The 19360-nt window shown below is 52.0% G+C and carries 15 protein-coding genes; 3 read left to right on the forward strand and 12 right to left on the reverse strand.

The window, feature by feature from the left end; all coding sequences use genetic code 11:
• Positions 1 to 57: 57 nt before the first annotated feature.
• From ACYVHX_RS16825 to ACYVHX_RS16880, 12 genes are all read right to left on the reverse strand, one after another.
• Positions 58 to 2196 (reverse strand): T9SS type A sorting domain-containing protein, encoded by a 2139-nt coding sequence (locus ACYVHX_RS16825; RefSeq protein ID WP_460672827.1) that lies wholly within the window; start codon positions 2194 to 2196, stop codon positions 58 to 60.
• A 199-nt stretch (positions 2197 to 2395) separates the two neighbouring features.
• Positions 2396 to 5071 carry a sialate O-acetylesterase gene (locus tag ACYVHX_RS16830; protein WP_460672828.1) on the reverse strand — a complete coding sequence of 892 codons (2676 nt, stop codon included), beginning with the start codon at positions 5069 to 5071 and terminating at the stop codon, positions 2396 to 2398.
• Positions 5072 to 5166: 95 nt separating this feature from the next.
• Complete coding sequence (obgE, locus tag ACYVHX_RS16835; protein ID WP_460672829.1) at positions 5167 to 6174, reverse strand: GTPase ObgE; 1008 nt, start codon at positions 6172 to 6174, stop codon at positions 5167 to 5169.
• 30 nt (positions 6175 to 6204) lie between these two features.
• On the reverse strand, positions 6205 to 6795 hold the full coding sequence (locus ACYVHX_RS16840) for an adenylate kinase (RefSeq protein WP_460672830.1): 591 nt from the start codon (positions 6793 to 6795) through the stop codon (positions 6205 to 6207).
• 158 nt (positions 6796 to 6953) lie between these two features.
• Positions 6954 to 8726 carry a tetratricopeptide repeat protein gene (locus ACYVHX_RS16845; protein WP_460672831.1) on the reverse strand — a complete coding sequence of 591 codons (1773 nt, stop codon included), beginning with the start codon at positions 8724 to 8726 and terminating at the stop codon, positions 6954 to 6956.
• A gap of 97 nt (positions 8727 to 8823) precedes the next feature.
• A complete protein-coding gene (locus ACYVHX_RS16850) occupies positions 8824 to 9756 on the reverse strand; it encodes a PstS family phosphate ABC transporter substrate-binding protein (RefSeq protein ID WP_460672832.1) in 933 nt (310 codons plus the stop codon).
• A 217-nt stretch (positions 9757 to 9973) separates the two neighbouring features.
• Positions 9974 to 10801, reverse strand: coding sequence for an energy transducer TonB (locus ACYVHX_RS16855; protein WP_460672833.1), 828 nt, complete (start codon positions 10799 to 10801; stop codon positions 9974 to 9976).
• Positions 10802 to 10838: 37 nt separating this feature from the next.
• Positions 10839 to 11366, reverse strand: coding sequence for an ExbD/TolR family protein (locus tag ACYVHX_RS16860; RefSeq protein WP_460672834.1), 528 nt, complete (start codon positions 11364 to 11366; stop codon positions 10839 to 10841).
• A gap of 52 nt (positions 11367 to 11418) precedes the next feature.
• Positions 11419 to 12045, reverse strand: coding sequence for an ExbD/TolR family protein (locus tag ACYVHX_RS16865; RefSeq protein ID WP_460672835.1), 627 nt, complete (start codon positions 12043 to 12045; stop codon positions 11419 to 11421).
• A gap of 43 nt (positions 12046 to 12088) precedes the next feature.
• The gene (locus ACYVHX_RS16870) at positions 12089 to 12922 is read right to left on the reverse strand and encodes a MotA/TolQ/ExbB proton channel family protein (protein WP_460672836.1); all 834 of its coding nucleotides are present in this window, start codon (positions 12920 to 12922) and stop codon (positions 12089 to 12091) included.
• A 552-nt stretch (positions 12923 to 13474) separates the two neighbouring features.
• On the reverse strand, positions 13475 to 14647 hold the full coding sequence (locus ACYVHX_RS16875; protein ID WP_460672837.1) for an MFS transporter: 1173 nt from the start codon (positions 14645 to 14647) through the stop codon (positions 13475 to 13477).
• A gap of 266 nt (positions 14648 to 14913) precedes the next feature.
• The gene (locus ACYVHX_RS16880; protein ID WP_460672838.1) at positions 14914 to 15288 is read right to left on the reverse strand and encodes a hypothetical protein; all 375 of its coding nucleotides are present in this window, start codon (positions 15286 to 15288) and stop codon (positions 14914 to 14916) included.
• Between the two features lie 316 nt (positions 15289 to 15604).
• On the opposite strand from ACYVHX_RS16880, the gene ACYVHX_RS16885 reads away from it, so the two are divergent.
• From ACYVHX_RS16885 to ACYVHX_RS16895, 3 genes are all read left to right on the forward strand, one after another.
• Positions 15605 to 16555 (forward strand): RraA family protein, encoded by a 951-nt coding sequence (locus ACYVHX_RS16885; RefSeq protein WP_460672959.1) that lies wholly within the window; start codon positions 15605 to 15607, stop codon positions 16553 to 16555.
• A gap of 91 nt (positions 16556 to 16646) precedes the next feature.
• Positions 16647 to 17915 carry a mandelate racemase/muconate lactonizing enzyme family protein gene (locus ACYVHX_RS16890; protein WP_460672839.1) on the forward strand — a complete coding sequence of 423 codons (1269 nt, stop codon included), beginning with the start codon at positions 16647 to 16649 and terminating at the stop codon, positions 17913 to 17915.
• Positions 17916 to 17918: 3 nt separating this feature from the next.
• The gene (locus tag ACYVHX_RS16895; RefSeq protein WP_460672840.1) at positions 17919 to 19355 is read left to right on the forward strand and encodes a glucuronyl esterase domain-containing protein; all 1437 of its coding nucleotides are present in this window, start codon (positions 17919 to 17921) and stop codon (positions 19353 to 19355) included.
• The last annotated feature ends 5 nt before the right edge of the window (positions 19356 to 19360 follow it).

Here is a 19360-nt window from a genome sequence, read left to right on the forward strand (position 1 = left end):
CAACACAAAGCGGGCCTTCCAACGAATTGAAAGGCCCGCTTTGTGTCAATTGTTTGGTTATTTTATCCAAACCCGCCGGGTGGCCTGATAGCCGTCGGCCTTCACCCGGATGATGTAATTGCCGACCGAAAGGGCTGACAAATTGATAGCGACCTGATTATCGAAAACCGGAAGCGACTTTGTATAAACCACCTGACCGCTTAGCGTTGAGACGGTTACGCTGGCGTTCTTCAGGCTTGTCTTCATTTCAATCCGGACAACGCCATCCGCCGATGGATTGGGAAAAGCAATGATCTCATCACTCGCTCTCTCGTTACCGATGTAACTGACTTCCTTTGAATAGTCTGAATTGCAAACGATTGAACTGGTTCCGATGGTAAAGGTCGTTTTGGAACGGGCGGAATACTGACCGTTCTGCGTTACTTTTATCACATCTTCATTACCCGGAACGCTTGTCCCGCCCGTCCGCCAGTCGTATTGCCGCCGGGCAACTACGGCCCCGGCGGGTGGCAAGGCCTGCAGCGAAAACGGGCCCCGCTGTTCGATGATCGGTGGCGCCTGCCGGGGCTGAATGATCAGGCTGGCCGGAGCCGATACCGGCGAAACACAGCCGTACAGGTTGGTTGCCTGCGCGGAGTAGCTTCCGGCCGCTCCGACGGTGAGTTGCCGCGACGCGGTGTTGTTACTCCAGGAAATGCTATTGGCAACCGGACTATCGGTGGTAAAGGTAAACAGCGAATCACTACAGGCCTGCTGCGTTCCCGCCTGAACGATCACCGGGGTGGCCGGAACCAGCGGAGCTGCTATCGTCACCGACGGTGAGATGAACGTTGTTCCGGTAGCATCCTTAGCAATGGCGTAATAGGTGCCCGGCGTGGTTACATTCAGGGTGCTGCCTTTCTGCCCGTTGCTCCAGGTGATGTTGCTCAGCTCAAATACGGTATTGTCTTTGTCCCGCACTTCGGATTGTAAACTTAGGCTAACGCTTTGGTTGGTTGAGGCACACGCCACCGTTAAAGCCGGTGTCGGCAAGGGCAACAAAGGGATCGAACCGGCAAAAAACCGCTCGTTCATGCTGGCGAACCAGGCTTCGGCATACTGCCGCAGACCATCGCCCCCGAAGTGGGTTCCGCCGTCGTTGTTAACGGCGTCGTAGCGCGGAATCTGAATCCGATCGGTTTCCGGCCCGGCAAACACATTGTTGTTAAATGAATTGATTACCTGATTTTGGGCGGCAATAATTCCTCCGTCAAAACGGCCCAGGTTATACGACGACCGGGCCAGCATCCAGGAAGGATACCGCCGGGTGTCGGCCCGGGTTTTGTTGATGAGCAATTGCATGGAATTCCGGTAGGTTTCCTGCGATAACCGTAAATGGTTGTCGGTTTCTCCCTGCTGCCACAAAACCGCCCGCAAACCCTGCAAGGAGCTGAAATACCGCAGCGAAACCAGCAGGTTTCCGTACGGCATTCCGGCGGGCAGGTTCTGGTCCAGAAAAACGTTTTTGGTTGTTTTTCCGTCAAAACTTTCGATCCAGTTGTGGATGGCGGTGCCCGCCCAGGCCGTGTTGATAAACAGAACCGGAACTTTATACAGCCGCACGATCATATCGCCCAGCAACCCCCAGCACCAGGCGCTCTGGCCCCGTGGTCCAACGAGCGCATCGGCCCCCAGTTGCCGGAAGCTGAGCGCAGGCGGATTTTCCAGCGAATTGGTAACGGTGTTGTCGTAGGTGATGCAATTCACCCGATCATCGGTGGCGCCTTCGGCTCCCCGTTGCTGAAACCCCTGCGCATTCGACTGGCCGGTAATGATGAAGACTTCGCCAATTCCGATTCGGAGCACATTGTCCTGCCCGATGAGCGTGTTGCCCTGCCAGGCCCGGGCTTCCAGCCGATACCAACCGCCCCGTCCCCGGATCGGTCCCTGAAAAACGCCCCCTTTCGGATTGGCATCGATGGTTTGCCAATCGGTGTCAACGCCCTGCCCATCGCTCATTTTGACCAGCCGGGCTTCAACTCTCGTAATGGGCTGTGCGTAGGTGCCGGAAATGTAAATGGTGCTGTTATCGCTCTGATCGCGCTGAAAAACCGCCCGGCTGGCGGGATACGTTATTTTTAACTGGGCAGTGGCGGGGTTCCCAAAAAGCAGCAATCCCACCATGCCAAGCATGAAGGTCATTACGGTGAATCTCATTCGTCAACAAGTAATCGTTCTCAAATCAATCTCTCTTACGGGTCAGGTATCTGATTCTTGTGCAGTGCAAAACCGGCCAAACAAAAACTTCCCGCTTGGGAATGATCCGTTTTTAACTAACAAAGATTCGGCTTTTTTCCGGGAAAACAAAACGGCTCCGCAAAGGATGGTTAGCGGAGCCGTATATTAACGTAAGTGACTATAAACCAAGCAACAAGCGTTTTGATGCCTTGAATGTCGCGGAACGTACGGTCAATACGTAGTGTCCGGCCGGAACCGTCGAAAAATTCCAGCTTTTTCGCTGGCTGAAACTCTCAACGGTGCCCGTCCACATCACCTGCCCACTCAGGGTAGACAAGGTCACGGTGGCGTTGGTAATGTCTTCGAGCGTCTCGATCAGCACTTCCTTATCCGGGCTGGGATTCGGGTAAACACTCAAACCGTCGTTGTCGATAACGAGGGTGAACGCAACCGGCACCGAAAAACCGGAGGCACAGACGAGTCCGTTATTGTAGGCCAGAAAAGCCTGGGCGCGGTAGGCCCCGGTTTGGTTCGCTTTAATGATCGAGGTTCGGGGCTCCACAGCCGCATTGTCACGCTGCCACTGGTAATAATCGCCCTGCCGGGTTCCGGCGGCTTCCAGGGTATAGGTACCGATTTGCTGGACAACCGGCACCGTCGGCACGGGTTTAACATCAACCACCAGACCCACCGATGCGGGGGAGAAACAACCGTTGGCGTCGCGCACGCGGGCCGTGTAAGTATTGGAGCGGGTGGCAACAAGGCTCTGGGTCGAATCGCCCACGTTCCAGAAGGCTTTCAGACTGCCGCTGGCCGTTAGCGTAACCCGTTCGCCGTCACAGAAAGTAGTGGCCCCGCTGGCCGTCAGGGTGGGCGGGGCAGGCAGCGGATTTACCCGGATCAAAACCGTATTGGATGGATCGGAAAGACAGCCGTAGATGTTGCGCGTCCGTACCAGATAATTACCGGCCTGGTTTACGGTTACACTCCGTGACGTTTGCCCGCTCTCCCAGACATAACTGGTTTCGGCGGTCGAGGTCAGCACCACATTCTGATCGGCGCAGAAAGTAGTCGGTCCACCGGCACTTACCGTTGGTCGGGCGGGTAAGGGATCAACAATAATGGCCACCTGATTCGACTCTCTGGACGTACAGCCGTTCTGATCGGTAATCGTCAGCGAGAAGTTACCGCCCCGCCGTATTTCAATTTGCTTTGTTTTTTCACCCGTACTCCAATTATAGGCCAGAGCGTCGGTCGATTCCAGCGTGGTGGTCAGCCGGTCGCAGAAGCGAGCCTGGCCCAGGTTTCGCACCGTCGGCGGAGCGGGCAGTGGATTGACGTTGACGGCAACCTGATCGGACGTAAACTCGCAATTGCCCGCATCCCGGTAAACCGCCCGGTAATTGCCGGCCGTCGAAACGGTTATGGCTCGTCCGGTTCCGTTGTTACTCCAGAAGGTGTTGTCATACGTAGAAGTCAGCGTCAGGTTACCGCCTTCGCAGAACGTCGTTGGACCGCTGGGCGTAATGGTGGGCCGACCCGGCACCTGATAGGGAGCGGTGAAACGCGTATTACCGAGCGCATCCTTGACGGTCGCCATGTAACGGCCCTGGCCAACGGTGATGGTCTGTGCATTCCCGGCGCCCGAGTCCCAGTTGATGGAATTGAAGCCGCCGTCTACCCGGAGTGACAAGTTATTATTGCCACCGCAGGTTACTGAGATCGTGGCCCCACCACCGGGCGATTGCGGCCGGGAATTCTGGAAGAAATTATCGTTCAGGCTGTTGTACCAGGCGTCGGCGAGTTGCACCAAGCCATTATCGTAAAAGTGAACGCCATCAGGTTCGCGCTGGGCCGGTCCTCCACGCGGAATCTGAATACCATCCGTGCTTGGGCCGGCAAACACATTGCCCGCGTTCTGAATCACCCGATCCTGTCCCGCAATGATATTCGCGTCGGTGCCCGCAGCATCGTAATAAGAAGCCCGGCTAACTACCCACGAAACATCTTTCCCACTATGCTCCCGGCTACGCTGAATGACCTTCGTCAAGTTGGCGGCATAGTCGTCCGCCGAACGGTTGAACTGGTTATCGGATTCACCCTGATGCCACAAAACCGCCCTGAGACCCAGCGACTGCACATAATAATTCAAGGTCGTTCGCAGGTTCCCGTAAGGCTGACCGGCAGCATATTTTCCGGTTCCGGTGTATTCTTCCGTCGTCTGGAGTCCGTCCGCGCTTTCACGCCAGTTTTTGGAAGAAGAACCCTGCCAACCGGCATTGAAAAATAAAACCGGTACTCCCAAACGTTCCACCAAGCGGTCGCCCAGGCGACCCCAGCACCAGGCTGAGTAGCCCCGCGGAAAAATGCGGTTTCCGGCATCCAGGTGCGAAAAATCCGGAAAATTGGGATCAAAAGGCGACTGGTCAGTGCCTGTTCCAAAATTGACGCAGTTGACCCGGTCGCTGCCAGCTCCCGGTCCGCCGTAGTTATCGTAACCCTGCGAATTGGATTGACCGGCAATGATAAAGACTTCGCCAACGCCAATGCGTTCAACTCCTCCGCCTTCGATGTACTCTTCACCCCGCAGGCCGCGGACTTTCACCCGATACCAGCCTCCTTTGGCGGTGATTGACCCGGCAAAAGCGCCCCCTTTCGGGTTGTCCTGAAGGGTCGTCCAGTCGATCAGGGCTCCGCCTTCCATTGGTTCGAGCCGAACCTGAATCCGGGTGAAAGGCAGCGTGTAATACCCTCCGATCCAGAGATTGGCTTCGTTGCCGCCATTACGCTGGAAAACCATTCGTGATTTAGGAAACGTAATCTGGATCTGCGCCAGAGCCAGGGTGGGAAGCAAGAAAAGAAAGAAGCTTACTAACGTTGCAAAATTCCGGGTTTTCTTCATAACTGAGCGTCCGATTGATTCAATCGCGATGGTCGCTTGTCGGGTGGTTATAATTCAATTTCAGGTTGGGTTAAGGCTTTCCAAATCAAATCTTTCAATTCCATCAACCCCTGTTGACGAACGGCGGAGATAACGACCGTCGGCAGTGTAGCCGGTAAACGTTTACGGATCGCCTTATCGTCTGTATCATCAATTAAATCTATCTTAGAAATTGCCAGCAAGCGTTGTTTGTCCAGCAATTCGGGATTATACTCCCGGAGTTCGTTCAACAACGTTTCGTACTCGGCCTCAATGTCTTCACTCGTTGCCGGCACCACAAACAGAAGGATTGAATTGCGTTCAATGTGTCTCAAAAACCGCAATCCCAGCCCTTTTCCCTGCGACGCCCCTTCGATGATTCCCGGAATGTCGGCCATCACAAATGATTTGTAATCCCGATAAGCAACGACCCCTAACTGGGGGACAAGGGTTGTAAACGGATAATCCGCAATTTCCGGTTTTGCCGCCGACACAACGGATAACAGCGTTGATTTTCCCGCGTTTGGAAATCCCACCAGTCCCACATCTGCCAGCAATTTCAACTCCAGAATGACCCATTCTTCCTGGCCCGGTTCGCCGGGCTGGGCATAATCGGGGGTTTGCTTGGTCGACGTCTTGAAATGATCGTTTCCTAATCCGCCCCGACCACCGTGCAACAGAATGATTTTCTGACCGTCTTCCGTGATCTCCGCCAATTGCTGACCACTTTCGGCGTGACGGGCCACCGTCCCGAGGGGAACTTCGATAATGACATCCTCCCCTTCGGCACCCGTCCGCCGGCCACCTTCACCCGCTTTACCGGGTTTGGCTTTAATGTGCTTTTGGTATTTCAGGTGCAGGAGCGTCCAAAGCTGCGAACTGCCTTTCAGAATGATATGTCCACCCCGGCCGCCATCTCCGCCGTCGGGTCCGCCTTTATCGACGTGTTTTTCCCGCCGAAAATGCATCGACCCCGCGCCACCGGCTCCTGATCGAATGTTTATTTTTACGTAATCTATAAAATTTGATGAAGCCATATTCTAGTTATCCCCGCTGCCGTTTGCCCGTTACGACCGAACGTTGGCAGTGGCCGTTTCAATTTTCTCACAAATGGCCTGAAATATTTCTTCAATTTGCCCAATGCCATCAATGGCCTTGAATTTGCCCTGCGATTCGTAATAGTTGGCAACGGGAGCGGTTTTTTCATTGTATTCCTGAACCCGGCGACGGATCAACGCTTCGTTCTGGTCATCCGATCGGCCCGACGACTGTCCCCGAATCAGCAACCGTTTGGTCAGCTCTTCCTCGTCCACCACCAGCGCCACCATTACCGTAATCTGGGTGTTATGCTGGGCCAAAAGGTGATCGAGCGCTGCCGCCTGCGGAACTGTCCGTGGAAACCCATCAAAAATGAAGCCAGCTGCTGATTGATTCTCTTTCAGTTTATTCTCAATCATACCGATGACCACCTCATCCGGGACCAAGATTCCCTGATCCATGAGCATCTTGGCCCGCAGGCCCAGTTCTGTTCCCTCCCGGATTTCGGACCGAAGCAGGTCACCCGTCGATAAATGCACCAATTGATATTGGGCAATCAGTTTTTCACTTTGTGTGCCTTTCCCGGCACCTGGAGGGCCAAATAGTACAAGATTAAGCATAGATTTTTCGCAAGATCACGCAGGTTTGCGTACAAAATTACAATTGTTGTCAGGAAAATAGCATTTTCCCGGCTAAGTATTTATCGATAGGTGTCTGAAAACAGAAAGAGGAACCCGTTTGTGGGGTTCCTCTTTCCTTAATTTAACTTAGTAATTCCTTATTTCGTAGCCTTACCTGCCGGTTTTTTAGCCGCTGGTTTACCAGCTGGTTTTGCGGCTGGCTGGGCTGCCGGCGGATTCAGAGCGTTTTGCACATCTTTATCGGTCGGATCCAGTTCAGCGGCTTTCGTCAGGTATTCCCGTGACTTAACGGCGTCGTTCTTATTAGCATAATACGAAGACAGGAATTTATATGCTGTCATCATATACCGCTTGTTGGATTCTTTTTTGGCCGCATCGGTTGCGATTTCCTTGTCAGCTACTTCCAGGTATTTCTCATACATTGGAACCGGCTCACCACTGGCCATAGCCCCTTTTGTATCACTGAAATAGTTGGCAGAAGCGCGGAAGTAATAACCGGGCGACCACTCCGGCGTAATCTGATTTACTTTCATGAAAGCAGAATCAGCCGAAGCATAGAATTTTTCTTTCGCCTGGCGAATGGCTGCCGTATCACCGCCCATCATCATGGTGCTGTCCCGGCCAACCCGGCTTCCGAGCAGATAATTTGACATACCCAACTGGAAGTAATCATTGGTCGTTGCTTTGCCGGTATCTACCAGGATTGCTTTTTTGTAGGCATCAGCCGCTTTGTCATATCGCTTAGAACCGTACAGCGTTTTGCCGATCTCCCGGTACAAGTTTTCCGTTGAATCCAGCGGAGCCGCTTTTTCCAAATTCAAAATCGCCAACGAATCGCCTTCAGGTGTGCCTTTTTGCTGATAAGCACGACCCAAGTATTTATAATCGTCATAAATGACCTTGTCGGGCGATGTCTGGATAAAAGTATTCAGGGCCTCAATCGACTCGTCGTATTTCCCGGCACCGGAGTAAGCCCAACCGTAGATACGCTGAATAACCGGGTTATTGACTTTCCCTTTCAGCTGATCCAGTTTTTGAATGGCTTTCACGTTGTCACCCGCCAGAAAGTCAAACTGAGCGGAACGCAGCAATTTGTCCACATTGGTCGTCTGGCTTTTCTGGATGTACAGATCCATGTTTTTAGACGCATTTTTGTAGGCTCTTGAACCAAAAAATGCTTCGGCCAAATCCTCGTACGTGGGCGCAAATTCCGGATCAGCCGCAATGGCTTCTTCGTAGAATTTCTGCGCCTGCGGATAGTTTTTAGCGCGCAGGAACGTGTTGCCGATTTTGTATTTGGCTTCGGCATCGTTCGGACGAATGGCCAGTGCGTTTTCGTATTTCGTCACCGCATTACCGCCATCGTTTTTCAGCGTAAACGCATCCCCCAACGCCATCTCGATTTCAGCGTTCTCGTTTTTCTTGTCCCGCTCATCGGCGATGGTCAGAATCCGGATGGCTTCGGCCGGATCGTTCATTCCTTCTTCGGGCTTTCTAAACATGGTGTAAGCTTCGCCAGCGCGCAGCAACACATCCATGTTTTTATTTTTGGTTTCTTTTAAGGCGTTATCAATCAGGGTTTTTGCCGTAGCGCGATCCTTTTTGGCCAGAGCCACTGCACCCAACCCCACATTGTTGAGTTGATTTTTGGAATCAGCGGCCGCGCCTTTGTCAAACGCCTGTTTAGCAGCATCCGGATTACCGGCTTTCAACTGGGCATAACCCAGATAGAAAAAGTTTTCAGCAGAAGGTGCACTGGTCGCCAAACCTTGAAATGTTTGGATAGCCTTGTTGTAGCGGCCTGCTTCCAGATCCTTTACTCCCGATTGTGCATCCTGGGCAACCGCCTGTAATGAGCCGAACAAACCGGCGGCCACCACTGTCAACAGAGCTTTCTTTTGGAAATTCATGCCAAGTTTCAGGTTGAGAAATGGGTGAAAAAATTGAGTTATTATGAATAAAAACAAAATACAAAATTACAAAGTTGCTTCGGAAACAGAAAATTTTTCAATATTTTTCCAAAAACACCTCCCGATTATACGGTTTTGCAGGCCAAAGACCACTTTTTTCGATTAAAAGCCCACCCACATCGCGGATGATGTAATTGATCAGGCCGCTCCCCAATCCGGAATGGGCTTCCCGACTAATTACATAAACGTTTCGGCGCAGCGGATATGTCTTTAAACCCAGATTCTTTTGAAATGGTTGAAAAAAATCACCGATGGAAGCCGGGTTGGTCTTCTCCGAAACGCCCATCACCCGCAGGTTCTTTGATAACTCCGCGGCTAAGGGCGAATCACCATCGCTAATCCAGTTCACTCCAATGAAACCCAAGGCTACCGGATTCTTACGAACATATTCGATGACCTGTTTGTTTGAATTTACCGTGAAAATTTTTATCCGGCTTAAGTCACTGACTTTAAATTGCTTCAGGACAAAATTCAGGTTACTGGAGTTATTGTTATCGAATACCAGAACGATCGGGCCAGTCTGGTTTCCATTCTTCAATTGCTCCCAGCGCGTGATCTGTCCCTGAAAAATGGCGTTTAACTCCGACATGGTAATCAGGCTGTCTGCATTCTGACGACCCACGATCAAAGCAATTCCGTCCGTTGCGATAAATTCCGATTTGTACTTGATCTTCTCCCTGGTAAAAACCGACTTTTCCTGATCATTTAATTCGCGCGTAGAAAATACCAGTCGGGCACTATCCCGCAGCATCGTCGCAATGGCCTCTTCCTCCGGCTTGAACGCCACATTGAACTTGGCGTTTGGGTAAACTCCTTCGTAGGCTTTATAAATCGATTCGACCATCGGTTCCAGGGATTCATCAGCGGTTATGTTGATGCTTCCGTGACTGGGATTGTCGGGCGGAGGAGACGAACAGGCCATCAAACTACCAAAACCGAGCCCTATTCCTATTTTGATGAACGCATTCATACCTAAAACAATCGTTGTACTCCCCGGTAGGCCCTGAATAATCCGTAAATAATGAGTAGTCCAGCCAATAAATAACGGAAAAGACCCGTGGGTAACAGTCCAAAAGACTGAGAGGAGGCAATCAGGTAGATGCCCCCTCCCAGGTATAACAATCCCATCAGTACATTTAAATAACGGCTGACAAGATCCGTAGATGGTCTTGGTTTCATTCGTACGCTTACTCCAACTGGAAGTTGATCGGCAGGTTGTATTTAACCCGTACCGGACGACCCGACTGTTTACCCGGTCTCCATTTCGGCATGGCTTTCACAACGCGCATGGCTTCTTCATCCGTACCAAAACCGAGTCCTTTCAAAACGGATACGTCCTGAATACTGCCGTCGGTATTGACAACGAAACTCACGAACACCCGTCCAGATACGTTAGCCCGTGAGGCTGCGGGTGGGTAGCGAATGTTCTTGCTAAGGAACTGGCCAAGGGCCGCCATCCCGCCCGGGAATTCCGGATTTTGTTCAACAACCGTAAAAATTTGCTCTTCTTTCGGAGCGGCTTCCACGGCAGCTTCCACTTTCGTAGGACCGGCCGTTTCTTCCGGAGCCACAATCACTTCTTCAGCGTTGGGATCTCCTTCCTGCGTTTTTTCAGCCGCAACGGCTTCTTTCAGTTCCTCAACGGTTGGCGGAGGGGTTTCTTCGGGTACTTCCTCATCCGGTTTTACTTCCGGCGGGAGGAATTTTACCGTGTTTACCTTCGGCAATTCAACCGGTGGTGGCGGTGGCGGGGGCGGCTCATTGGGGTCAATTGGCGGGGGCGGTAATTTCATCAGGTCCACTTCAACCATCGCCAGTTCCTGCTCTTCGGGCTTCAGAACCGAAATGATTGTCGGGGTGGCCATTGCCAGCAGAAACAGCGCAGTGCCAATAATCAGCGAGCGATAGATCGTCCTGGAATAGTCTTTCCGTAATGTATACGCACCATACGCCTTGTTACGATTTGCGAACACGATATCATCGAGTGTTCCGGTATTGGTCGTTACTTCTGCCATGGCGATTAATTCATTGAATTGGCTTTTAAGCCGTTCATTACTTCATTTTGTCAGCAATCAGTTTTTCTTCATCAGGAGTTAGCTGATCCACCAACGCATAGCGCTTCGTTTTAGTAATGGCCATTTCATCCAGCATATCCACCAGGTTTTTGTAGGTAGATTCTTTGGTTGGCTTGATCACTATCACAAAATCTTTCTCTCCGATTTTAGCTTTGTTTGCCTGCACTGCACTCCGGATTTCCGGGCCGAACTGAACCGTTTCCAATTTGGGGTCTTCGTTGGCGGCTTTTCCAAAAATGTAGTGAATCTGGTTTTCTTTGCCCAGAAAAATCGTCATTACCTTGGAAGCCTTGATGGGTTCCGTTTCAACTTTTTCGGTCTTGTCCGGCACGTTTAGTGTCATCGAAGACGGTTTACTTAAGGTGGAGGCAAGAATGAAAAACGTGATGAGGAGAAAGCCCAGGTCAACCATCGGGGTCATATCGACCCGGGTAGACCCTTTTTTACTTCGAACTTTCCCACCTTTTTTCTTACCACCACCCCCACCGGTGTCGATATCTGCCATTGTTTTACGAATCTAAGGCGATGAATCGCGTGAGTTTGTGGTTTAACCTTAATTAATCATTTGTCCAGCCAGCTGGTGGAGCTTCGGTCCCGGTAATCAGGTTGAATTTGTTGATGTTCTGCGATTGCAGCGAGCTCAACACGTTCTTGAAGTTCGGAAACTTCGCCAGATTATCGCCTTTAACCGCAATCCGCAGTTTGTTGTTCGCTTTACGGGCATTGAAAACCCACTGCGACAACTGGTTGGTTTGCAGACTGGCCGTTGAATCGACCGGAATGCCAGGCTGTTTGATTTGACCCTGCTGATCCGGTTTTAACGCCAGGTAGGATTTCAACTGGGCAACTGGCAAGCCAAAGTTAGGCAGCAGTGAGAAGGCTTTCTTTTCCCGATCAGAGAAAGAAATCCCGTAAGTTTCGCCGATATTTTCGAGCATCGCAACCCGGTTTGGCTGACCGTCGATACCAAAGAACACCTTTCCGTCTTTATCCAGACTGATGGTCATGATATCGGTATCGGGAACCTTGATACCGGAAATGGAGGTTGGCGGGTTGATCTCAGCAGCCTCCTGTACCCTGATCTGAGCCGTCAAAATAAAGAAGGTCAGCAGAAGGAATGCTACATCACACATCGCCGTCATGTCCATGTGAGGATGCGACCGTTTTGGCTTAACGATAGGCATAGTTTGTTATTTTTTGTGATGTAAAAACGGTACCGAACCGGTATTAATTGTGTGCGGCAAAGTTTTGCTGAATGCTCAGACCGATTTCATCGATGTTGTAGGTCAATTCATCAATGCGGCTCGTGAAATAGCTATACATGATCGTGGCAATAGCAGCCGTACCGATCCCCAAAGCAGTGTTTACAAGGGCCTCAGAGATACCGGTTGACAGTGCCGCCGTATCCGGCTGACCCGTCGAACCCAGTTCACTAAAGGCACGGATCATCCCCAATACCGTTCCCAACAGAGCAACCAGCGTTGATACGGAAGCCAGCGTAGCAATGATGGTCAGGTTTTTCTCCAACATCGGCAATTCGAGCGTCGTTGCCTCTTCTACTTCTTTCTGCAGAGCGACCAGTTTTTGCTCTTTCGTCAGTTCGGTGTCGGTTCTCAGTTGCTGATATTTCACCAACGCCGTTTTCACAACGTTACCTACTGAACCTTTTTGACGATCGCACTCTTTGATGGCAGCTTCTACTTCATTGCGGTCGAGCTGGCCTTTTACTTTCCGAACAAACTCTTCGATTGAACCTGAACCATTGGCACGGCCGATCGTAATAAAACGCTCAATTGAGAAAACCAGCACAATCAGGAAACAGGTAAACAGAAGAGGTACAATGGGACCACCCTTGTAAACAATCCCGAAGTAATCACCGTCGATCGGAAGGTTTTCGTTATTCCCACCTTGAAAGTGACTGGGATCGCCAAAAACGAACATGTACGTCGAAATGGCGATGGCAAACAGAATGGGAATGACAAACACCGGATTCAGACCGCCCGACTTTTTCTTGGGAGCTGCTGCTTTAGCTGGTGCTGGAGTTGGAGATTGTGTTTTCATTAGACTAACTGTAGGGTTAAATTGAAACTGGTTTTTTGTGTAAAGAAAACGAAAATTTCAAATTGAAACGTTTTGGTAAAATAAAATTTCGGTCGCCTTTTGCCGAAGCCTACAACAAAAGTATCAATTTTCTATCTGAAATTATGCAAACGGTTAGGTCATTTTTTTGTTAAATCGAGAAAATATTCTCTGTTTTTTATATTTTTCCAAGTTTGAGGGTCTAGATTAATTTTACAAAAACTTTAGTAACCATTTCTCCCACACGCCATTATACAAAATATAATTCGTTTCTAGATGCAGCCGATTTTGGACAGATATTTAACAAAGTTTTATATAAATAATTTGTGTACAATCGGATGAATGGAACTACCGGGAATTTTTAACGCTTCTCCGGCGGAAATTTTTGAAAAGTTAGGGTCCAAACCACGACTAAAAAAATCGTTAGCGGCTCTATCCGGCATTCAATCAAGGTGTTGTTTTCAGTAGATCCGTTTTAATCCGGTGGCTTACAGTCAGATTTATGATTTTTAAATTCTGACAAATCTGCGGATTTTATTCTTTCCCCCTTCCCAGCAGGTACAGAAAGGAAACCGACGAGAAAAAGGCCATCACCAGAAACGCCCGCGCAAACTGCCCGGCTTGATTCCCGTACAGATACGCCGACAAATACGCGCCCAATCCAATCCCGGCTTCCAAGGCGATATACATGGTTGCCAGCGCCCGGCCCCGGTTTCCGGAATGGCTCAGGTCGACCGTCCAGGCCTGGGCCGTGGGCGAATACATGCCCATCGAAACGCCAAACACAACCGCAGCCAGTAAAAACGAGAAAACGGATGTGCTGAAGGCCAGCAAAAGCATGGCAATGGTGATGATCAGGGAAGCAATCCGCAGGATCGGACGGCGGCCGTATTGATCGGAAATTTTACCCGCCAGAAACCGGATGGCCAGCGACGAAATCGTAAAAACCGTAAAAAATAACCCTTTGTTGCCGACGTTCAAGGCCTGGCTGAAATCGGGCGCCAGCGTGATCACCGCGCCAAAACTGAACGAGTTGAGAAACGTGACGAGTGAAGGCGCAAAAACCGCCGGCTCAAACACGTCCCGGCGCGAAATCCGCAGCAGGCTCCAGCGAAACGGCACGCGCTCGGGCAGCGTTTCCTTCATGTTCAGCAAAATCCCGATGGACAGCAGCGCCAGCGTCGATGACGTATAAAACAGCGGATTTAGACCAAAGGCAGACGTTAGCCAGCTCCCCAGCGCCGGACCGAAGGCCATGCCGATGCTGCCGCTCAATCCCAGCACCCCCATCGCTTCACCCCGTCGCTCGTCGGGCACAATGTCGGCGACGTAAGCGGAAGTTCCGGTTGGTTTGAAACCGGTCGAAAAACCGTGTATGAGCCGAAGCAGCAGCAAAGCCGCAATGCCGTTGAACCAGACGGAACCGACCCATGGATACAAAAAACCGCAGACAAAACACACCAGCGACCCGAACGCCATTACCGGCACGCGGCCAACGGTGTCCGTCAGCCGTCCGCTGAAAGGCCGGGATAAACCGGCGGTTAAGGTAAACAGGCTGATAATATACCCTTTGTATTCGGCTCCGCCCAGGCTCGTCAGGTAAGCGGGCAGTTCCGGAATCAGCATGTTAAAGCTGGCGAAAAAAAGAAAGGAACTCAGGCAAAGAAGAAAAAAGGCAGTCGTGTAGATCGTACGGGGCTGTTCCATCCGCAAAAATAACCAGTTTTCCGGTACCGGTTTACAGTATACGGTTTTCGGTATTCGGTTTTCGGTTTTCGCTGGATCGACCCATCTATTGAATTCATTGCCCATTCTAACACACGTCGGCCCACCGAGATGTCGGCCCACCGTAAACTGAAAACCGTATACCGAAAACCGTAAACCGAAAGCCGTATACCGAAAAAAAAGCTACCTCCGAATCGGAAGTAGCTTTCCTGTGCTTTCTTAACCTAAACTAATCCTACAGAATTTCTTTATTTCATGGAAATCAGACGGGCCGGTTCCTGCACCACGGGCTTGCCAATGTTGACGGTTTTCTTCACGCTGCCATCTGATGATGAAAATTCGAGTTCATACTGACCATCCGACAAGTCGCTCACATCCAGTTTCGCGGCAAACTTGCTTTCGTTTTTGCCAATAATCCGCTTATAGAACACGTCGTTGTCTTTGCGGAGAATAACCGTTACGGGCGTTGCGGACGATTTCTCAACGGCCACCCAGATTTTGTTTTGACTCGTCACAAATGAGCTGGTTTCGAACGAGCGTGATTTGGGCGTGTTCGGAGTGGCCGTTACGGTGTTGGCGCTCAGCAGCGCAGCGATGATCAGGGTACTGAATAATGCTTTCATGGTTGTTCGTATTTGTTGTTTGTTAGGTACTCTTGTTGTTGTTACTGTTCTGACTACTCTATGCCAATTGCTATGCCAATTAATTGACCCCAAGTTAAGCGCCTGATAATCAGCAGCTAATTTTTTCGCAAAATTTTTCAGTGTACGGAGTCGGACAAACTTTGTCCGCAAGCGAACAGCGTGGACACCCTTGGGTACGGCCCGTGGGCATCTGGCAGAACTCAAAAGGCGAATCCACGGCCGAACGGGTAGAACAATCCGGTTTTTTTCTTTTTTCATTTCAATTCAAATTCTTTTCCTGGTTTTTACTCCTATGATGAAACGGGCCTTTCTACCTGCCGTTGCGGTTTTTCTGCTCGGCCTGGTAACAGCGTCGCCGGGGCAACAGATTTCCCGCGAAGAATTGATTTTTTTAACGCCCGAATGGAAGGGCGAACGCTTCCCCGACGGACGTCCGAAGGTGCCGGATGCCCTGCTCAAACGCATGAAGCTGGTGACCCACGAAGAAGCCTGGGCCACCATGAAAGGATCGAATTATAAGTACCAGTACGCCGAGGGCTGGCAAACCATCAACCCCGACAGCGTACTGGTGGGCCGGGCGCTCACGGCAACCTTTATGCCCGGTCGGCCCGACGTTCACCGGGTAACGGACAAGAAAGGCCACGAAAAAGACGGGCGCGTGAAATCGCAGAACGCCTGGCCCATCGATATGCTGGTCAAAGGCGACGTCTACGTGGTCGATCAGTTCGGCATGCACGAAGACGGTCCGACCATCGGCGACAATCTCGGCAACTCGATTTACGCCAAAACCGGGAACGGCATCGTATACGAAGGGGCCATCCGCGACATTGCCGGTTTAAAAGAAATCGGCGGTTTTACGTCCTACTTCCGCAGCTATCACCCCTCCCACCACCTCAACAACCCCGACGGTGACCTGAACACCACGTTGGTTGGCATTAACCGGCCGACCCGGATCGGCAAAGTGATGGTGATGCCCGGCGATGTGGTGCTGGGTCGCAATGGGGCCGTTACGTTCATCCCCCCGCATCTGGTCGAAAAGGTGGTCAAAACCTCGGAAATCGTGCGGCTGCGGGATATGTTCGGTCATTTGCGGTTACGCGAGCAGAAGTACACGCCCGGTCAGATCGACAACCGCTGGTCGGACGAGATCGAGAAAGATTTCTCGCAGTGGCTCAATGCGCACCTGAACGAGCTGCCGGTTCCGAAAGAACAGATTCAGGATTATTTGAAAAACCGTACCTGGTAAAAGAGTTATTTCGCAGAGGTAAGCAGAGTCTCCGCTTAGCCGCCGGGCGGCCCCGTCCGCGAAACAACCCTCCCTTAATCTCCTAAAACTCATGACTTCCAGACGATCTTTCCTTACCAAAAGTGCCATCGCCAGCGTGTTTGCCGCCACCTCCAGTTTCGGAGCCGGTCTGGAAACCGCCGTCGAACGGGCGCCCCTGTCATCCGCGCCCTCCGACCTGAAAATCACCGACATCAAGTGCGGTTACATCCGCAACGGCCACAGTCTGTTCGTCAAGATTCACACCAACCAGGGAATCTGGGGCTGCGGGGAAGCCGTCGATGCGACCCCCGGCACCTACCACCTGGTGAAAATGATGGCCGAACGCATCAAAGGCAAAAGCCCGCTGAACGTCAACCGGCTGTTCGAAGACATTCGCCGATCCGGTTTTTTTGAAGGGGCGCAGGCCGGCATGTTCATTGCGGTTTTATCCGCCGTCGAAACCGGTTTGTGGGATCTGGTCGGCAAAGCGCTCGGCCTGCCGGTGTATCAGTTGCTGGGCGGCAAATACCGGGACAAAATCCGGGTGTACTGCGATACCGGCACGTACCGCGATACCGACAAAAGCACGGATAATTTCGCGCAGAGCGCCAAAGATGCCGTCAAGATGGGCTTCAATGCCGTCAAATACGACATCGACGAAGCGGGCGACCCCAACAAATACGACCGCTACAACTGGACCGCCAGCCCCGGCGAACTGGAACGGATGTATAACCAGATTGCCGCCGTCCGGAAAGCCGTTGGTCCCAAGATCGATATTTGCGTCGATATGCACGGACGGTACGACATGACCACCGGCAAACGGGTCGCCAAGATGATGGAACCGCTGAACCTGATGTTTCTGGAAGAGCCCATTCCGGCCGAAAATGTCGAAGCCTACAAGATCATCTCCGAATCGACCACCACCCCCATCTGCGCGGGCGAAAACCATTATCTGGCCTACGGTTTCCGCCGGATGCTGGAAATTGGCGCGGTAGATATCATCATGCCGGACTTACAGAAAGCCGGTGGTCTCGGCGAAGGCCAGCGCATTGCCAACCTCGCCAACCTCTACTACGTGCCGTTCGCGCCCCACATGGTGGCGTCGTACCTGGGCGCGATGGCGTCCAGCCACGTCTGCGCGTCGGTTCCGAACTTCATGATTCTGGAATGGCAGATTTACTTCCACGAAGATCCGATGTTCAAGGAAATCGTAACGTTCGACGGGCCGATGGTCAAAGACGGTTTTATTCCGCTCTCCGAAAAACCGGGTATTGGCGTCGAAATCAACGAAGCGGGCATGAAAAAATACGCGCCGAAAGATGTACCGTTTTTTGTTTAGCCGATGAAAAAGCGCCCTTCCTCTTTCCACTTCAGTGCGGTTTTTACGCTTTTGCTCTTCACGCTGGTATCGGCAAAAACCGCCTGCGCGCAAAGTCCGGATTTTCAGAAAATGACGCCGGACGAACGGAAGGCGTACATGGACAAAATGCGGGCAGCCGCGCAGGAAGACTGGCAAAAGCTCATGAATCAGCTCCAGTTGAAGCTGCCCGCCAACCTGCCAGCGCCCGCCGACGATCCGAAACGACCGCAGTTGGTAAAACAGCGCGAAGGGTCGACCAACTGGTACGACGAAGCCGGTAACACGCACGTCCGCTCGAACTGGGGCAACTGGTCGAATTACGACGAAGCCAAAGCAAACGGCTATACCTTGCCCGATCCATTATTGCTCAAAAACGGCAAACCGGTTAAAACCGCTGCCGTTTGGTGGAAACAACGGCGGCCCGAAATCCTGAATGCGTACGAAACGGAGATTTACGGTAAAATTCCGAAAAACACACCGAAAGTCACCTTCGAAGTCGCCGGTCAGGACACCGCCGTGGGCGGGAAAGCAACCAAAAAAATGGTGATCGGGCATATCGACAATTCCCGCTACCCCAGCGCCACGCCCCGCATCGAACTGTCGGTGTATACGCCCGCCGATGCCCGGGGACCGGTGCCGTTGCTGGTCATTGTCTGGGGCGCTTTTCCGACGCCTATTGCCACCATCCGGAAAATCATCGAAACCGGCTGGGCGGTGGCGCTGTATAATACCGGCCTGGTTCAGATGGACAGCGGAGCCGGTTTGCACAGCGGCATCATTGGCCTGGTCAACGAAGGCAAAGACCGCAGGCCGGACGATTGGGGCGTTTTATCGGCCTGGAGCTGGGGCCTGAGCCGGGCGCTCGATTATTTCGAAACCGACAAAACCATCAATCCCCGACAGATCGGTATTCAGGGTCACTCGCGCTGGGGCAAAACCGCCCTGCTGGCCGCGGCTCTTGACTCCCGCTGGGCCATCGCGTTTCCGAGTTGCTCGGGCTCGATGGGCGCTTCGCTCGAAAAGCGCAGCTACGGCGAAACCATCGACAACGTAGCCAGCTCGGGCGAGTATCACTGGATGGCCGGAAACTTTCTAAAGTATGGGGGCAACTGGCAGGCCATGCCCGTCGATGCCCACGAACTGATTGCGCTCGTAGCGCCCCGCCCGGTTTTCGTCACCGGCGGGACGAAAGACCAGTGGGCCGATCCGCACGGCGAGTTTCTGGCCTGCGTGGGCGCCAGCCCGGTTTACGAACTGCTCGGCAAAAAAGGCGTCGGCACCCCGGACATGCCGCAGCCCGATGTTTCTTTGGTAGCGGGTGAGGTTGGCTTTCGAAATCACGAGGGGGGCCACGTCGATTCGCTGGACTGGCCGGTTTTTCTGGAATTTGCCAAAAAATATTTTAACGACACGAAATAGCGTAC

This window comes from Larkinella ripae, from assembly GCF_054780775.1.

Bases quoted from the DNA above. Each gene is read 5' to 3' on its own strand.
- ACYVHX_RS16895 (WP_460672840.1), top strand. From the start codon at position 17,919: ATGAAAAAGCGCCCTTCCTCTTTCCACTTCAGTGCGGTTTTTACGCTT.
- ACYVHX_RS16845 (WP_460672831.1), bottom strand. From the start codon at position 8,726: ATGAATTTCCAAAAGAAAGCTCTGTTGACAGTGGTGGCCGCCGGTTTG.
- ACYVHX_RS16865 (WP_460672835.1), bottom strand. From the start codon at position 12,045: ATGCCTATCGTTAAGCCAAAACGGTCGCATCCTCACATGGACATGACG.
- ACYVHX_RS16855 (WP_460672833.1), bottom strand. From the start codon at position 10,801: ATGGCAGAAGTAACGACCAATACCGGAACACTCGATGATATCGTGTTC.
- ACYVHX_RS16890 (WP_460672839.1), top strand. From the start codon at position 16,647: ATGACTTCCAGACGATCTTTCCTTACCAAAAGTGCCATCGCCAGCGTG.
- ACYVHX_RS16880 (WP_460672838.1), bottom strand. From the start codon at position 15,288: ATGAAAGCATTATTCAGTACCCTGATCATCGCTGCGCTGCTGAGCGCC.
- ACYVHX_RS16860 (WP_460672834.1), bottom strand. From the start codon at position 11,366: ATGGCAGATATCGACACCGGTGGGGGTGGTGGTAAGAAAAAAGGTGGG.
- ACYVHX_RS16885 (WP_460672959.1), top strand. From the start codon at position 15,605: ATGAAACGGGCCTTTCTACCTGCCGTTGCGGTTTTTCTGCTCGGCCTG.
- obgE (WP_460672829.1), bottom strand. From the start codon at position 6,174: ATGGCTTCATCAAATTTTATAGATTACGTAAAAATAAACATTCGATCA.
- ACYVHX_RS16875 (WP_460672837.1), bottom strand. From the start codon at position 14,647: ATGGAACAGCCCCGTACGATCTACACGACTGCCTTTTTTCTTCTTTGC.
- ACYVHX_RS16870 (WP_460672836.1), bottom strand. From the start codon at position 12,922: ATGAAAACACAATCTCCAACTCCAGCACCAGCTAAAGCAGCAGCTCCC.
- ACYVHX_RS16840 (WP_460672830.1), bottom strand. From the start codon at position 6,795: ATGCTTAATCTTGTACTATTTGGCCCTCCAGGTGCCGGGAAAGGCACA.
- ACYVHX_RS16825 (WP_460672827.1), bottom strand. From the start codon at position 2,196: ATGAGATTCACCGTAATGACCTTCATGCTTGGCATGGTGGGATTGCTG.
- ACYVHX_RS16850 (WP_460672832.1), bottom strand. From the start codon at position 9,756: ATGAATGCGTTCATCAAAATAGGAATAGGGCTCGGTTTTGGTAGTTTG.